Below are 12,679 nucleotides of genomic sequence, written 5' to 3'. Positions count from 1 at the left end.
CGAGCGCGCTGTCTCACTGCCAGAGAGCAGGCGACGGTGTGCGGTATGCCGCCCGAGAGACGCCCGAAAACTGTCGATAGCGACGCCCCGTCGAAACGCAGCCGGTGATCGGTTTCAGAAACCGTACTGAACAGAGCGAGCGGATCGGTCGGGCAGGACTCTCGGTCCCGACAGTATGTGTCGGTCGGCGAGTTGTCGTGCGGTATCCGTCGAAGCTCTCGGAACGACGCGACACGTCCACAGCACGTTGCCCCTTCGACCCCCGAGTTCGACTGCACACGATTCGATCACAGTAATGACAATATATATTACCGTATCTGACGATGGATTGACCCATGGTCCTCGATCGGACACCGCCACTACGTGAGTCCGTCGCCGACCTCGTCCGGCGCGCGTTCGTCGTCGAGTTGGGTAACATGGTCGCGCTGTTCGTCGGCGTCTATGCCGCCACTATCGCTCTGGACAACGCCCTCGACCCGTACTTCCTCGACAGCGACATCTCCCTGTTGCTCGTACGGAGCGTACTCGTTTTGGTCGGAATGGGCGTGCTCACCACGTCGTACGCGTCCTGGCGGGGCTACTCACTCCCCGTGTCGATCCCCAATCGAACGGACGGATGGCTGATCGGGGCCGCCGTGGCCGGCACGGCAATACTCGCTGTGCTCCCGTTCGGTCTGTTCGCCCTGCGTATGGGCGTCGGAGTCAGTCACGTCACGTCGACAGTCGCTGACCTGGGCGGAGTCTTCCTCAATCGGACGCTGATACGGATCGCGCTCTTCGTGTCGGGAATGGTCATCCTCTATCACGGCCTCGTTCAAGGAGCGCTCCAGCGTGTGTTCAGCGACGAGCGTGACCTCGCGGTCGTCGTGACGACGCTCTTGAGTGGGTATCTGGTGACGCCGACTATCCTCACGTATGGCACCTTCGCGAATGGGCCGTGGCTGTTCCTCTGGGGGACCCGCGCCGTGGTGGCGGTACTGTTCGTACTCGCACTCGCCGTCGCCGTCTACGCGGACGAGCGGAGCGACGACGACCGGGTGCGCGCGCTGGCACTGCTGCCCGTGCTGGTGACGCTCGCGCTCGCCGCCCTCGTCCTCACACTCGCGGCCGAAACCCCTCGCGGAGCACTCGTGGTGATGATTCGGGTGGCTGTAGTCGGCGTCGCGGCCTACGTGTACGACCGCACGGCGTCGCTGCTCTCCCCGACGCTCGTCTACGCAACCTTCGCCGTCGTGAGCGCCGTGCTCTACGCTGCAGCTGTCGACGCCGTACTCGGGGCCTGACTGGCGTCGAGAGGCCCACAGGCGAGTCCGAACCCACACTGACGCTATCTCACGTCCCCTCGATCACGCCCTGCTGAATCGCATCGCGCTATTCAGCAGGCGGTTCCTATCAGGTGGTGAGACGTTCGATGCAGCCGATAGCGATTACTCCTCGACGCCGAAAATACGGTGCAGTTGGGACTCGATTTCGGCGACGAACTCCTCTAAGACGACCTCGAACTTCTCGTCGTCGACGACGATGGCGGTCAGGCGCTCCTGTGGGTCCTCGGGCAGTTCCACGTAGAACCCGTCCTCATCGTAGAACGGTTCGGACTCGTTGAGAATCTGCTGGTCGATGGCGTGGACGAGTTCCGAGTCGTAGCGGTCGTTCAGCACCTCGAAGGCCTGCTTGTAGGCCTTCTGCAGTTCCGGGAAGTAGTTTGCGTACTTGTCCTCGAACTGCTCGGGGTCGAACTCCGTCATTGGCGAGGACGAGGGCGGCCGAGGATAAAGGTGGCCCGGACTCGCTTTCAGGGCCGCATCGACCGGGCGTCTTTCTTTGGCAGATAGACGACGAGATACGCGACGAACGCGATGCCGAACAGACCGCCCAAGACGAGATACACCCGGACGTCGAGCGTCACGAGGACGGCGAGAATCTCTTCGAGGGTCGCTCGCGGGTCCGCGAAGCCGAACGTCTCCGTGTAGGCCAGCAAGCCGGCGAGGACGACCAACGCGAGATCGAACAGTTCACGCGAGTCCATTCGTCTCCTCATCTGACAGCGGGCCGTATAGCTCTTATTGCCCGTGGCGTCGGTGAGACAGGGCCACACAGCTCTCGTCTCAGTCCAGTTGCCCGGCGACGACGTCGTCGGCCGCCTCGATGAAGGCCGCCTCCTCGCCGGCCGGGATGGTCGCGCCGGCGGCGATGTCGTGACCGCCGCCGTCGCCGCCGACGGACTGGGCGGCCTCCCGCATCACCACCGAGAGGTCGACGCCGCGGCCGACGAGGGGGCCGGTCGCCCGCGAGGACACCTTCGTCTCGCCGTCGGCGTCGGCGAAGGCGACGATGGGTTTGTCCGGGTCGACGCCGTCCGTGCCGAGGGCCATCCCCGCGACGATGCCGACGATGGTCTCACGGATGGCGTCGCCGGCCTCGAAGTACTGGACGTACTCCGAGCGGGTGACGCCGCGCTCTTTGACCAAATCGAGGCCCTCCGAGAGGTTCCGGCGGTGGTTCGAAAGCAGTGTGCGGGCCTGTTCGAGCGGTGCCTCCCGGTCGCCGAGACAGACCGCCAGCCCCACGTCGGCCCGTTCGTAGCGGGCGGTGGCGTTCAACAGCGTGGAGAACTCGCTGGCGTCCCGGAGTTCGGTGCCGGTCGGTTCGGTCGTGAGCGTGTACGTCGTCCCGACGAGCGACTGTATCTTGTCGGCGGGGACGCCGCGCGTGACCGCTCGCTGGACGAGCGCACTGGCGACGGTCTGGCGCTCGTCGTCGGAGAGGTCGGCCCACGTCCGCCACTCGCCGTGGCGTTTCAGGTCCAGTCCGAGGTCTTCGAGGAACTTCGTGGCGCCGGCTTGGTCGTTCGAGATGCCCGGAATCGGAACCTCGGTGGCGTACTCAAGCAGTTTCGGGAGCGGTCGGGTCTGCTTGCCGTACAGCGAGAGGTCGGTCCCTTCCTCGAGGACATCGGCGGCGATACCCTCCTCGACGATGCCCTCGTTGGCCCCGACCAGTTCGCCGCCGACGGCCTGCATGTCGCCGACGGCGCCCACCACCGCGAGCGCCGCGAGGTCACGGTTGTCGCCGCCGTCGGGTTCGAGGGCGCGGGCGAGGACGTACGCCGCGCCCGCGCCGGACAGCTCCGAGGCTCCGTCGAGGCCGACGAGGAGCGGGTTGCAGTGGCACTCGAAGTCGGCGTAGCCGTCCGTCTCGACCACGGCGTCGGCGTTGCAGTCTTCGGGCGCCGAGGGCTGGTGGTGGTCGGCGACGACGGCCTCGAAGTCCCCCGCGGCCACGTGGTCGGAGATAACGTCCAGTTGGCCGGAGCCGAAGTCGGTGAACAGCACCGTCTCGTACTCGCGGGCGGCGATGCTGGCTATCTCGTCGGCGTCGAGTTGCTTCTTGAACACCGTCTCGACGGGGATGCCGGCCCGCGACAGCGCCGCAGTGGCGATAGCGGCGCTGGTCAGGCCGTCCGCGTCGATGTGGGAGGCCAGCAGTACGCGGTCGGCCGCCCGTAGCCGGTCGGCAGACGCAGTCGCGCGGTCGGCCAGCGCTGGAACGGGGCCGGATGTACTCATCGTGCCGGGGTAGGCGCGCCCCGGGATAAAAACCTTCAGTCGTCGTCAGGCGACCGTCCGCTGGCGGTAGAACGTCATCGCTTTGTCGTCGTACTCGACGGTCGTCTCGATGGTGACGTAGCCGTCGGCGCGTTCGATGGCCAGCGCCTGCCCGAGCGAGAGGTCGACGCGCTGTGTCGTGGTGTAGGACTCCCCGGCGTCGAGGGCACCGACCCACTCGTAGCCGGACCAGACGACGCTCCCGTCGGTTCCCTGACCGGCGTAGATAGTGGCGGTGACGCCGACGTCCGAGGACGCCCGTGGCTGTGCGTTACGGAGCGTCGAGGTCACGTCGCGGCAGGTTCGCCCGCATTCCGTTATCCGGTCGATTCCGAGCGTGAACGGCGGCGGTCCCTCGGTGGGCGTGGCCCGGGGCGGACCGTCCGATTCCGATGGGGCGGCCGTCCCGTCGTCGAGTCCGAACGGGCCGACACCGAGGAGAAGCGCCGCTCCCGCGCCGACGAGGAGGAGGGCGAGGATACCGACGACGACGCCGACCCGCCTGTCGGCGACGGCCGCGAGGCGTCCGTCGGCCACGGTCAGACCGACACTCCCGTCGGTCGTCGGGTGGACGGACGGTTGCACGCCCCACGCGGGACGTGATACGTTGGCATACAGCTGGTACGCAGCGGTGGAAGATAAACCCGCCAGTCGAGTCAGGCGACCTGTCGCTGTTCGGTGAACGTCACGGTCCGGTCGTCGGTCACGTCCGTCGCGGGCGCCGCCGCGGCGCCGGTCAGGAGCGTCAGTATCGCCACGAGCACGCCGGCCGTTCGGCGCAGTTGTCGCGTCATCTGTATCCGGCCGTTGCGACGCTGCCACTATCAAGGGGGTCGACGGTGAGCGCAGAGTACCCCGAATTAGCGCCTCTTTCGCCGACGTAACTCGGTCTAACGATCGGGAGACGGACAGACCCGCCATCCCCGCCGATGGTGTTATCTCGCTGTCACTCGTAGGCACCTGCATGTTCTCCACCGGACCTGCTATCGCGGCCCGACGAACCGAGACCACCGACGAGGTGGCACGATGAGTCTCCTCGGTCGCATCGGCTTCGCCATCCGCGCGAAACTGAACGCCCTGCTGAACCGGGCCTCGGACCCCTCGGCCGAACTGGACTACTCCTACGAGGAGTTGCGCGACGAACTCCAGCGGGTGACCCGCGGCATCGCCGACGTGACCACCCAGAAGAAGCGACTGGAGATTCACCGCCGCCGACTGCGCGAGAACGTCGAGAAGTACGACGGACAGGCCCGCGAGGCGATGCGACAGGAGCGAGACGACCTCGCGCGCCGTGCGCTGGAGAAGAAACAGACTCACGTCGAGCAGATAACCGACCTCACCGACCAGATAGACAGCCTGCAGGAGACTCAGGACCGCCTCGTGGGTAAGCGCGCGGAACTGTCCAGCCAGATAGAGCAGTTCCGCACGCGCAAGGAGACGATGAAGGCCCGCTACGAGGCCGCCGAGGCGTCGGCCCGCGTCTCTGAGGCCTTCACCGGCGTCGGCGACACGATGGCGGACGTGAACCGGTCCATCGAGCGCGCGACCGAGCGCACCGAACGCATGGAGGCCCGCGCCGCCGCCCTCGAAGAACTGGAGGAGAGCGGTCAACTGGAGTCCGTGCTCGAAGAGGGCGACGACATCGACCGGGAACTAGACCGCATCTCGAACGAACGCGCCGTCGAGTACGAACTGGAGACGCTTCGCGAGGAGATGGAAGCCGACGAGCAGGCCGCGGAGACGGCCGACTGAGACACGCGTCAGTCGTGGTAGGTCGGGGCCGCCGTCTCTACCACGTCGCAGGCCAGCGTCTCGAAGTCGGCCCGTTCGGGCACGACGTCGACGGAGATGCCGGCGTTCTCCGCCGTTTCCTTCGTAGGATTTCCGATGGCACCGACCGTCGCCTCGCGCAGGCCCTCGATAGCCTCGTCGCGGACCCCGCGGTCGGCGGCCGCCGCGAGGAAGTGCCGGACGGTGAGCGAGGACGTAAAGAGCGCGGCGTCCAGTTCGCCGTCGGCGGCGAGTTCGGCGGACTCGCCGGACTCCGGCGGCCGGACGAGGCGGTACAGCACCGTCTCGTGGACGTACGCGCCGGCCGCTTCGAGGCCGTCGGTCAGGACCGGTGAGCCGTGGTCCGAGCGGGCCACCTCGACGCGCGACCCGGCCACCTCGGCTTCCAGCGCCTCGACCAGCCCCGTCGAGGAGTACTCCTCGGGGACGACGGCGACCGTGTAGCCGGCCTCGCGGAGCGCCGCCGCGGTGGCCTCGCCGATGGCACACACCGTCGCCGTGCCGGGGTCCCAGTCTCCGCCAGCGGCGAGTTCGACGCCGGTCTTGCTCGTCAGCACCACGTAGTCGGCGTCCCCGCGTGGCACCCTGTCGGTGGGTTCGACGGCGAGCATCGGGTCGGCGACGGGGTCGGCCCCCAGCGACTCCAGCAGTTCGACGGCCGCCGCCAGTCGCTCGTCGTCGGGGCGGAACGCCGCGACCCGGAGGCGTGGTTCCTCGCGCATCAGGCCCCCTCCAGGAATTCGAGGACGCGGTCACGCTCGCCCGCGACGTCGCCGATGACGGTGATGGCCGGCGGTTCGATACCCTCGCTGTCGCGCACGTCGACGATGGTGTCGAGGGTGCCGGTTGCGACGCGCTGGTCGGGCCACGTCGCTCGCTCGATGAGCGCCACCGGGGTTTCGGGGTCCATCCCCGCCTTCCGGAGTTCGGCGGTGTAGCCCGGCAGTTTCCCGACGCCCATCAGGACGACGATGGTGCCGCCGGTGTCGGCGAGCGCCGCCCAGTCGACGGCCGACTCCTCTTTCGTCGGGTCCTCGTGGCCCGTGACGAAGGAGACCGAGGAGACGTAATCGCGGTGCGTAACGGGAATACCGGCCGCCTCCGGCCCGGCGATGGCGCTGGTGATGCCCGGGACGACTTCGAACGGAATCTCGTTCTGTGCGAGGTGGACCATCTCCTCGCCGCCGCGGCCGAACACCGTCGGGTCGCCGCCCTTCAGGCGGACGACGGTCTTGCCCTCCCGAGCGAGTTCGACCATTCGGGCGTTCGTGTACTCCTGTGGCGTCCACTCGCCGCCGGCCCGCTTGCCGACGTCCTCTCGTTTCTCCTCGGGAATCTGGCCGAGAATCTCGGGGCCGGGGAGTTTGTCGTGGAGGACGACGTCGGCCGTTTCGAGGAGGCGCTTTGCTTTCACCGTCAGGAGGTCCGGGTCGCCGGGACCCGACCCGACGAGGTAGACTTTGCCGACCGACCCGTCGGCATCGGTCATGCCTCGTCCTCCTCACGAGCGGTTGCGGCGTCGTCGTCGGCCGCGCCGGCGTCCCGTTTGGCCTCGGCGATGAGGTCTGCGGCGCCCCGGTCGGCCAGTTCCGCGGCGAGATCGACGGCGGCGTCGATATGGCGTTCGACAGGGAGGTCACGGCCGACCCGGACTTCCTCGTCGCCGTCCCGGGAGAGGACGCGGACGTTCGTGTGGACGACCCCGCCCTCCAGCGTCGCGTACACGCCGATAGGGGCGACACAACCACCGCCGAGTTCCGCGAGGATGGTCCGCTCGACGGTCGTCTCGACACGGGTCTGCGGGTCGTCGATGCGGTCGCTGATGTCCTCGGCGAGGTCGCCGTCGACGGCCGTCACCGCGAGCGCACCCTGTCCGGGCGCCGGAACGAACGTATCGAGCGGGAGGTCGCTCGTCCCGACGTGGTGCGTCAGTCCGGCGCGGTCGAGGCCGGCCTTCGCGAGGACGATGGCGTCGTACTCGGTGTCGGGATCCCGCTCCATGGCGCGGCGTTCGAGTTCGGCGAGCCCGTCGAACCACGCCTCCACGTCCTCGTCGTAGGGGAACTCGTAGTCGTCGTCCTCGTCGGACGGGTCGCTTCCCTCCCCGTCCGATTTTTCCGAGGCCCGTTGGGCCTCGCCACCCGCGTGCTCCTTGCGTTCCTGTTCGGCCTCGTGGCGCTCCTGGTGTTCGCGCTGAAGCGACGGCGCCAGCAGTTTCTCGACGCGGGTGTCGACGTTACCCCGGAGCGGTTCGACGGTGAGGTCCGGGCGCTCGGCGAGCAACTGGGCGCGCCGGCGGAGACTCGACGTGCCGACGGTCGCGCCCTCGGGCAGGTCGGCGAGGTCACTCCCGTCGGGAGTCACGAGGACGTCGCCCGGTGCGGCCCGTTCGGGGACGGCGGCGACCACGAGATCGTCGGGTCGCTCCGTCGGCATGTCCTTCATCGAGTGGACCGCCGCGTCCAGTTCCCCCGCGATGACCTTCTCGTCGAGGCTCCGGACGAACGCCCCCGTCTTCCCCAGTCGGTGGATGAGTTCGTCGCGTATCTGGTCGCCCGTGGTCTCGACTTCGGTGAGTTCGACGGAGAGCCGCCGTCCCGAGAGGAGGTCCCGGACCGTCGCCGCCTGTCGCAGCGCGAGGTCCGATCCCCGCGTCGCCAGCTGCAGTGTGTCCGCGCGCGTAGTCATGTGCTACACTTCGATGGGCCGGTGTGAAAAGCACATCACATCCGCTCGCCGGCCTACCACGGCTCGTTCTTCAGGCCGAGCAGGTACGCGATGCCGTTGGTCACGACGTGCAACAGCGGCGTGACGAGGAGGATGGCCACGACCACCGGAAGCGTGAACGTCTGGGCGAACCACGACGGCGCGAGGACGAACGCGCAGAGGAGGGCACCGACGACGAAGTCCAGTTGGTCGAGGCCGGGGAACGCCGCCCCGCGCTCGCGACCGCTCCGCCGTTTGACGAACGACGCGCCGATGTCGCCGAGCATCGCCCCGAAGGCCAATCCGAGGCCGGCCAGAAGGGGGAATCGCGGGAGTTCGTGGCCGACGACGTCGCTCACGGTCGGCGTCACGGCCGAGAGCGCGAGTGCCAGCGCCGTCCCGGCGAGCGTCCCTGCCAGCGTCCCGCGCCACGTCTTCCCGTCGCCGAGCACTCGACGCCCACCCATCGTCCGACCGCCGTCTATCGGTCGGCCGCCACCGGCCAGTACCGCCGCGTTGTTGGGCACGTAGGCGGGCAACATCGCCCACAGCGCCGTCGCGACGACCCCGAGTATGTCCATATGCTGGCCTATCGGCCCGGTGTCTTAATCGGTGTGGCTCGGCGCGAACGCGTCCTGTAGGGGGTACTGGTCGTGTTTGGTCGGGAAGTGTGTGGTGTCGACAAACTCTCGAACAGCCAGAAACCCCGACTGCTGAACACCGCGCAGGTACCGACGACAACCTTCTTGCCACCGGGGCGGCAAATATTACCTATGTTGCCGCCAGTCGCGAGTCGATTCGTCGCCGGGGAGTCGGCCGCCACGGTCCTCGAACACGCTCGCAAGATGAACGAGTCCGACATCGGCGTCATCTGCAACCGACTGGGCGAACACTACCACGAGCGAGCGCCCGCCGACGCCGACGCCGCGGCCTACGAGCGACTCGTCGCCGACATCGGTGGCTCGGACCTCCGAGCGTGTATCTCGGTGAAACCCTCACAACTGGGGCTGTTCGTCGGCGAAGACGTGTTCCGGGAGAACCTCGCGCGCGTCGTCGCCGCGGCGGCCGACCACAGCGTATTCGTCTGGATAGACATGGAGGATCACACGACGACGGACGCCACGCTGGACGCCTTCGAACACCACGCCAGAGAGCGGGGCGGCGGCGTCGGCGTCTGTCTGCAGGCGAACCTCCGCCGGACGGCCGAGGACCTCGAACGATTGGCCGACTGTCCCGGGAAGGTGCGGTTGGTCAAGGGCGCCTACGACCCGCCGAAAGACGTCGCGTTCAGGGAGAAGTCTCGGGTGAACGAGGCCTACCGGACCGACGTAGAGTTCATGTTTCGGGAGTTCGACGACGGCATCGCCATCGGGAGCCACGACCCGGCGATGCTGACGCTGGCGGCCGACCTCCACAGCAAGCACGGCACGCCCTACGAGGTGCAGATGCTGATGGGCGTCCGCGAGGACGCCCAGCGGGAACTCGCCGGCGCCTGCGACGTCTGGCAGTACGCGCCCTACGGCGAGAAGTGGCCCGCCTACTTCTGGCGCCGCGTCCGCGAACGGAAGGAGAACGCCCTGTTCGCGCTTCGGGCCATCGCGAGCGGATAGTTTCGAGGGAGCAGCACCAGAAAGGGAAGGGCTGATAATCCGTCGCCGTCTGGAACAGATATGGCCTCCTCCTCGTCGTGGAAGCGGGATTTCGCGAGTGGCCTCATCATCCTGTTGCCGTTCATCGTCACGCTCTACGTCATCGTCTACCTCTATGGCATCCTCGCCTCGGCCGCGTTCTTCATCCCCGCCATCGACTCGCAACTCCTGCAGGATTTCGGCCTCCCGGCGGAGATGGCCACGGTTCGGGCCGTCGAGTTCGCCCGGGTGTTCGTCGCCCTCGTGCTGTTCGTCCTCCTCGTCTTCTCGGTCGGCTACCTGATGCGGACGGCCTTCGGCGACTTCGTCGAGGGGGCCCTCGACGACGCCATGAATCAGGTGCCGGGGCTCCGGGTGGTGTACAACGCCTCGAAGATGGCCGTCGAGACGGCGGTGTCCGGCACCGAAGAACTCCAGACCCCGGTGAAAATCGAGGCCTGGGACGGGATGCGGATGACGGCGTTCAAGACCGGCCAGACGACCGACGACGGCCGGGACGTCCTCTTCTTGCCGACGGCGCCGAACATCACCAGCGGCTACGTCGTCGAAGTCGACCCCGAGGACTACGAGGAGACCGACGAACGCGTCGAGGAAGCGCTCACGCGGATCCTGAGTGCGGGGTTTGGCGACACCCACGAAGGCGAGAGTCCGATTCCGATGGCCGGCGAAGACGACTGAGTATAGTAGCCATTGAAAATCGATGCACACCCGACCGCACGACAGCGGTGCGGTCGGTGTGTGAATCGTTTCAATCGTTACTATAGACGTAGCGGAACCACTCCTCTCGCTCGCCCGACTCGACGAGGTCGAAGAACGCGGTCTGAAGCTCGTCGGTGACCGGGCCCTTGGTGCCCGTGCCGATTTCGTTGTCGTCGACGCTCCGGATGGGCGTCACCTCGGCGGCGGTGCCGGTAAAGAACAGTTCGTCGGCGGTGTACAGTTCGCCCCGCGAGATGGTGGCGTCGTCGTGGACGGTGTAGCCGCGCTCCTCGGCGAGTTCGATGGCGGTCCGGCGGGTGATACCGTCGAGGATGGACTCGGCCAGCCCGGTCGTGTATATCTCGCCGTCGCGGACGAGGAAGATGTTCTCGCCCGGCCCCTCGGCGACGTTGCCCTCCTTGTTGAGGACGATGGCCTCGGTGTAGCCGTTCTCTTTCGCCTCTAGGGAGGCGAGGACGCTGTTGACGTAGGTGCCGGTGGTCTTCGCGTTGGTGGGAATCTGGCTGGACGCGTACTTGCGCCACGAGGAGACGGCGACGTCGACGCCGTCTTCCAGCGCTTCCTCGCCCAGATACGCGCCCCACGGCCAGACGGCCAGTCCGACCTGCACCGGCGACTTGCCGGGGTTCAGGCCGAGCGGTCCGTAGCCGTAGAAGGCGATGGGGCGGATGTAACAGGACTCGAACCCCTCGCGTCGGATGAGTTCCTCAGTCGCCTCGGTGAGTTCCTGCTTCTCGAAGGGAATCTCGATGTCGTAGACCTCAGCAGAGTTGTAGAAGCGGTCTAAGTGTTCCTCCCAGCGGAAGATGGCCGGGCCTTCCTCGGTCTCGTAGCACCGGACGCCCTCGAAGACGCCCGTGCCGTAGTGGAGGGCGTGGGTGAGCAGGTGGACGTTCGCGTCCTCGAAGTCGACGAACTCGCCGTCCATCCACACCTCGTCGACGGCCTCGAACATCTCGGGACGGTCGCTCATGCGATCGCCCCCCGGGTCCCGCGATGACTCGCCTCTGTACCGGCAGGTGCCTCGTCGTGTGTCATATCTACCCCATTGAAGTCCTCGGTTAAGAGTGTTGACGGTCTGTGTCGCCGGTTCACATCCGGGCCCCCAAGACCGCGAAAGCGGCCGCGACGGTCGGGCAGGGGACCGGTATGCCGGAGCCTTACTCGGACTCCGTCGTCGACTCGTTCTCCGGCGTGGGCGTTTCCGTCTCGTCGTCGAATATTCCGACCGGCGTCTCGGTCGGTTCCGCTTTGCCCTCCCCGTCGGGCGTCTCTGTCGGCGGCACCGCCACTGTCTCCGTCGGCGTCGGCGTCTCCGTCGGCGTATCGAACAGCCCGTCCTCCGTCTCGGTCTCCGTCGGCGTCCCGGCGACGACCGACGCGCAGTCCCCGCTGGCAATCGTCAGCGATTGCGTCTGGTTCAGCGTGGTTCGGTTCATCACGCTCGTCCCGTCGACCGTCTCGTTCGAGACGGTTTCCCAGCGCGTGACGGTGCCGTTGTAGTACTGACCCGACAACGCCGCGTCCTCGTTGAACGCCGGGCGCACCGTAATCGTCTCGGTGGCGCTCAGACCGCTGAAGACGCCGCCGTCCGTCGCCGCATCGCCCCACGTCCAGTCGACGCGGGTCGCACCCGGTTGGACGGTCCAGACGTCGTAGTTGTCAGACGCGTTGTAGTCGTCGTCTCTGACCGTCCACGAACCGTTCTCCGGGAGGCCGGTGATGTCGAACGAGGCCGACCCGCCGGTGGAGTTCGCGTTGCCCTCCTCGCCGTGGACGAACACCAGACTCAGCGTGTCGTCGCTCCTGTCTGCAGTACCGTTCGTGTCCCGGTAGAGGAAGACGACGCTCGTGTTCGCCTGCTGGAACGCCCCCATCCCCTCGGACCCGTACGCGTCGCCGGTCGTGTTGATGTAGGGGTTGGCGGGATACGGGATGCGGTAGTCGTAGAACGTTCGGGCAGACTCGTTGCCGGCGAAGGCGTTCATCGGCGTACACTGCTCGCCCTGCACGGCGACGAAGTCCGCGTTCGCGGTCTGGTTATCGTCCGTCTGATTCACCGCGGTCTGTGCGGCCACGACGCCCGATATCGGGACCAGGACGACGGCGAGAACCACGCCCAGCGTGGCGACCTGTCTGTGCGGAGTGGAGTCCGATGTCATACCGACCAACCCCACGACAGACGGCATTTGTTATAGCGGTCGTAGC

The 12,679-nt window shown here is 67.1% G+C and carries 15 protein-coding genes; 4 read left to right on the top strand and 11 right to left on the bottom strand.

All coding sequences use genetic code 11. The annotated features are described in order from the left end of the window. Window positions 1-335 precede the first annotated feature (335 nt). On the top strand, window positions 336-1,283 hold the full coding sequence (locus IEY28_RS07305) for a hypothetical protein (protein ID WP_188995916.1): 948 nt from the start codon (window positions 336-338) through the stop codon (window positions 1,281-1,283). A 144-nt stretch (window positions 1,284-1,427) separates the two neighbouring features. Here IEY28_RS07305 and IEY28_RS07300 read toward each other — a convergent pair whose 3' ends face one another. From IEY28_RS07300 to IEY28_RS07280, 5 genes are all read right to left on the bottom strand, one after another. Beyond that, the gene (locus IEY28_RS07300; protein ID WP_188995914.1) at window positions 1,428-1,745 is read right to left on the bottom strand and encodes a DUF5783 family protein; all 318 of its coding nucleotides are present in this window, start codon (window positions 1,743-1,745) and stop codon (window positions 1,428-1,430) included. Window positions 1,746-1,792: 47 nt separating this feature from the next. Beyond that, window positions 1,793-2,026, bottom strand: a complete 234-nt coding sequence (locus IEY28_RS07295; protein WP_166966726.1) for a hypothetical protein — start codon at window positions 2,024-2,026, stop codon at window positions 1,793-1,795. A 79-nt stretch (window positions 2,027-2,105) separates the two neighbouring features. Further along, window positions 2,106-3,566, bottom strand: a complete 1,461-nt coding sequence (recJ, locus tag IEY28_RS07290; RefSeq protein ID WP_188995912.1) for a RecJ family nuclease — start codon at window positions 3,564-3,566, stop codon at window positions 2,106-2,108. 45 nt (window positions 3,567-3,611) lie between these two features. Beyond that, window positions 3,612-4,190 (bottom strand): hypothetical protein, encoded by a 579-nt coding sequence (locus IEY28_RS07285; RefSeq protein WP_229783086.1) that lies wholly within the window; start codon window positions 4,188-4,190, stop codon window positions 3,612-3,614. A gap of 71 nt (window positions 4,191-4,261) precedes the next feature. Next, entirely contained in the window at window positions 4,262-4,399 is a 138-nt protein-coding gene (locus IEY28_RS07280; RefSeq protein WP_188995911.1) for a hypothetical protein, read from the bottom strand. A 232-nt stretch (window positions 4,400-4,631) separates the two neighbouring features. Here IEY28_RS07280 and IEY28_RS07275 point away from each other — a divergent pair, with 232 nt between their 5' ends. Continuing rightward, window positions 4,632-5,357, top strand: coding sequence for a PspA/IM30 family protein (locus IEY28_RS07275; protein ID WP_188995909.1), 726 nt, complete (start codon window positions 4,632-4,634; stop codon window positions 5,355-5,357). Between the two features lie 8 nt (window positions 5,358-5,365). Here IEY28_RS07275 and IEY28_RS07270 read toward each other — a convergent pair whose 3' ends face one another. Genes IEY28_RS07270 through IEY28_RS07255 form a run of 4 tightly spaced genes read right to left on the bottom strand, consistent with a single transcriptional unit; the run spans window position 5,366 to window position 8,683 of the window. After that, window positions 5,366-6,118, bottom strand: coding sequence for a uroporphyrinogen-III synthase (locus IEY28_RS07270; RefSeq protein ID WP_188995907.1), 753 nt, complete (start codon window positions 6,116-6,118; stop codon window positions 5,366-5,368). Then, a complete protein-coding gene (gene cobA / locus IEY28_RS07265) occupies window positions 6,118-6,885 on the bottom strand; it encodes a uroporphyrinogen-III C-methyltransferase (protein WP_188995905.1) in 768 nt (255 codons plus the stop codon). The genes IEY28_RS07270 and cobA overlap by 1 nt, the downstream gene beginning before the upstream one ends. After that, on the bottom strand, window positions 6,882-8,084 hold the full coding sequence (hemC, locus tag IEY28_RS07260; protein WP_188995903.1) for a hydroxymethylbilane synthase: 1,203 nt from the start codon (window positions 8,082-8,084) through the stop codon (window positions 6,882-6,884). Before hemC ends, cobA begins: the two co-directional genes overlap by 4 nt. Window positions 8,085-8,137: 53 nt before the next feature. After that, window positions 8,138-8,683, bottom strand: coding sequence for a CDP-2,3-bis-(O-geranylgeranyl)-sn-glycerol synthase (locus IEY28_RS07255; RefSeq protein ID WP_188995901.1), 546 nt, complete (start codon window positions 8,681-8,683; stop codon window positions 8,138-8,140). A 192-nt stretch (window positions 8,684-8,875) separates the two neighbouring features. Between IEY28_RS07255 and IEY28_RS07250 the strand changes: the two genes are divergently transcribed. Then, window positions 8,876-9,712 (top strand): proline dehydrogenase family protein, encoded by an 837-nt coding sequence (locus IEY28_RS07250; RefSeq protein WP_188995899.1) that lies wholly within the window; start codon window positions 8,876-8,878, stop codon window positions 9,710-9,712. A gap of 60 nt (window positions 9,713-9,772) precedes the next feature. Next, window positions 9,773-10,429 carry a DUF502 domain-containing protein gene (locus IEY28_RS07245; protein ID WP_188995897.1) on the top strand — a complete coding sequence of 219 codons (657 nt, stop codon included), beginning with the start codon at window positions 9,773-9,775 and terminating at the stop codon, window positions 10,427-10,429. A gap of 70 nt (window positions 10,430-10,499) precedes the next feature. Here the strand turns inward: IEY28_RS07245 and IEY28_RS07240 are convergent, their stop codons facing one another. Beyond that, window positions 10,500-11,444: a branched-chain amino acid transaminase gene (locus IEY28_RS07240; RefSeq protein ID WP_188995895.1), complete on the bottom strand. Its 945-nt coding sequence runs from the start codon at window positions 11,442-11,444 to the stop codon at window positions 10,500-10,502. 187 nt (window positions 11,445-11,631) lie between these two features. Next, window positions 11,632-12,633 (bottom strand): hypothetical protein, encoded by a 1,002-nt coding sequence (locus IEY28_RS07235; protein WP_188995893.1) that lies wholly within the window; start codon window positions 12,631-12,633, stop codon window positions 11,632-11,634. Window positions 12,634-12,679: the final 46 nt, after the last annotated feature.

The organism is Haloarcula pellucida, assembly GCF_014647235.1.
In the GTDB taxonomy this organism is placed as follows: domain Archaea; phylum Halobacteriota; class Halobacteria; order Halobacteriales; family Haloarculaceae; genus Haloarcula; species Haloarcula pellucida.
The sequence above is the reverse complement of the archived record's forward strand: the minus strand, read 5'-3'. Positions and strand labels throughout refer to the sequence as shown.

Coding starts and splice junctions, on each gene's coding strand:
- IEY28_RS07305 (WP_188995916.1), top strand. CDS start 336: ATGGTCCTCGATCGGACACCGCCACTACGTGAGTCCGTCGCCGACCTC.
- IEY28_RS07300 (WP_188995914.1), bottom strand. CDS start 1,745: ATGACGGAGTTCGACCCCGAGCAGTTCGAGGACAAGTACGCAAACTAC.
- IEY28_RS07295 (WP_166966726.1), bottom strand. CDS start 2,026: ATGGACTCGCGTGAACTGTTCGATCTCGCGTTGGTCGTCCTCGCCGGC.
- recJ (WP_188995912.1), bottom strand. CDS start 3,566: ATGAGTACATCCGGCCCCGTTCCAGCGCTGGCCGACCGCGCGACTGCG.
- IEY28_RS07280 (WP_188995911.1), bottom strand. CDS start 4,399: ATGACGCGACAACTGCGCCGAACGGCCGGCGTGCTCGTGGCGATACTG.
- IEY28_RS07275 (WP_188995909.1), top strand. CDS start 4,632: ATGAGTCTCCTCGGTCGCATCGGCTTCGCCATCCGCGCGAAACTGAAC.
- IEY28_RS07270 (WP_188995907.1), bottom strand. CDS start 6,118: ATGCGCGAGGAACCACGCCTCCGGGTCGCGGCGTTCCGCCCCGACGAC.
- cobA (WP_188995905.1), bottom strand. CDS start 6,885: ATGACCGATGCCGACGGGTCGGTCGGCAAAGTCTACCTCGTCGGGTCG.
- hemC (WP_188995903.1), bottom strand. CDS start 8,084: ATGACTACGCGCGCGGACACACTGCAGCTGGCGACGCGGGGATCGGAC.
- IEY28_RS07255 (WP_188995901.1), bottom strand. CDS start 8,683: ATGGACATACTCGGGGTCGTCGCGACGGCGCTGTGGGCGATGTTGCCC.
- IEY28_RS07250 (WP_188995899.1), top strand. CDS start 8,876: ATGTTGCCGCCAGTCGCGAGTCGATTCGTCGCCGGGGAGTCGGCCGCC.
- IEY28_RS07245 (WP_188995897.1), top strand. CDS start 9,773: ATGGCCTCCTCCTCGTCGTGGAAGCGGGATTTCGCGAGTGGCCTCATC.
- IEY28_RS07240 (WP_188995895.1), bottom strand. CDS start 11,444: ATGAGCGACCGTCCCGAGATGTTCGAGGCCGTCGACGAGGTGTGGATG.
- IEY28_RS07235 (WP_188995893.1), bottom strand. CDS start 12,633: ATGACATCGGACTCCACTCCGCACAGACAGGTCGCCACGCTGGGCGTG.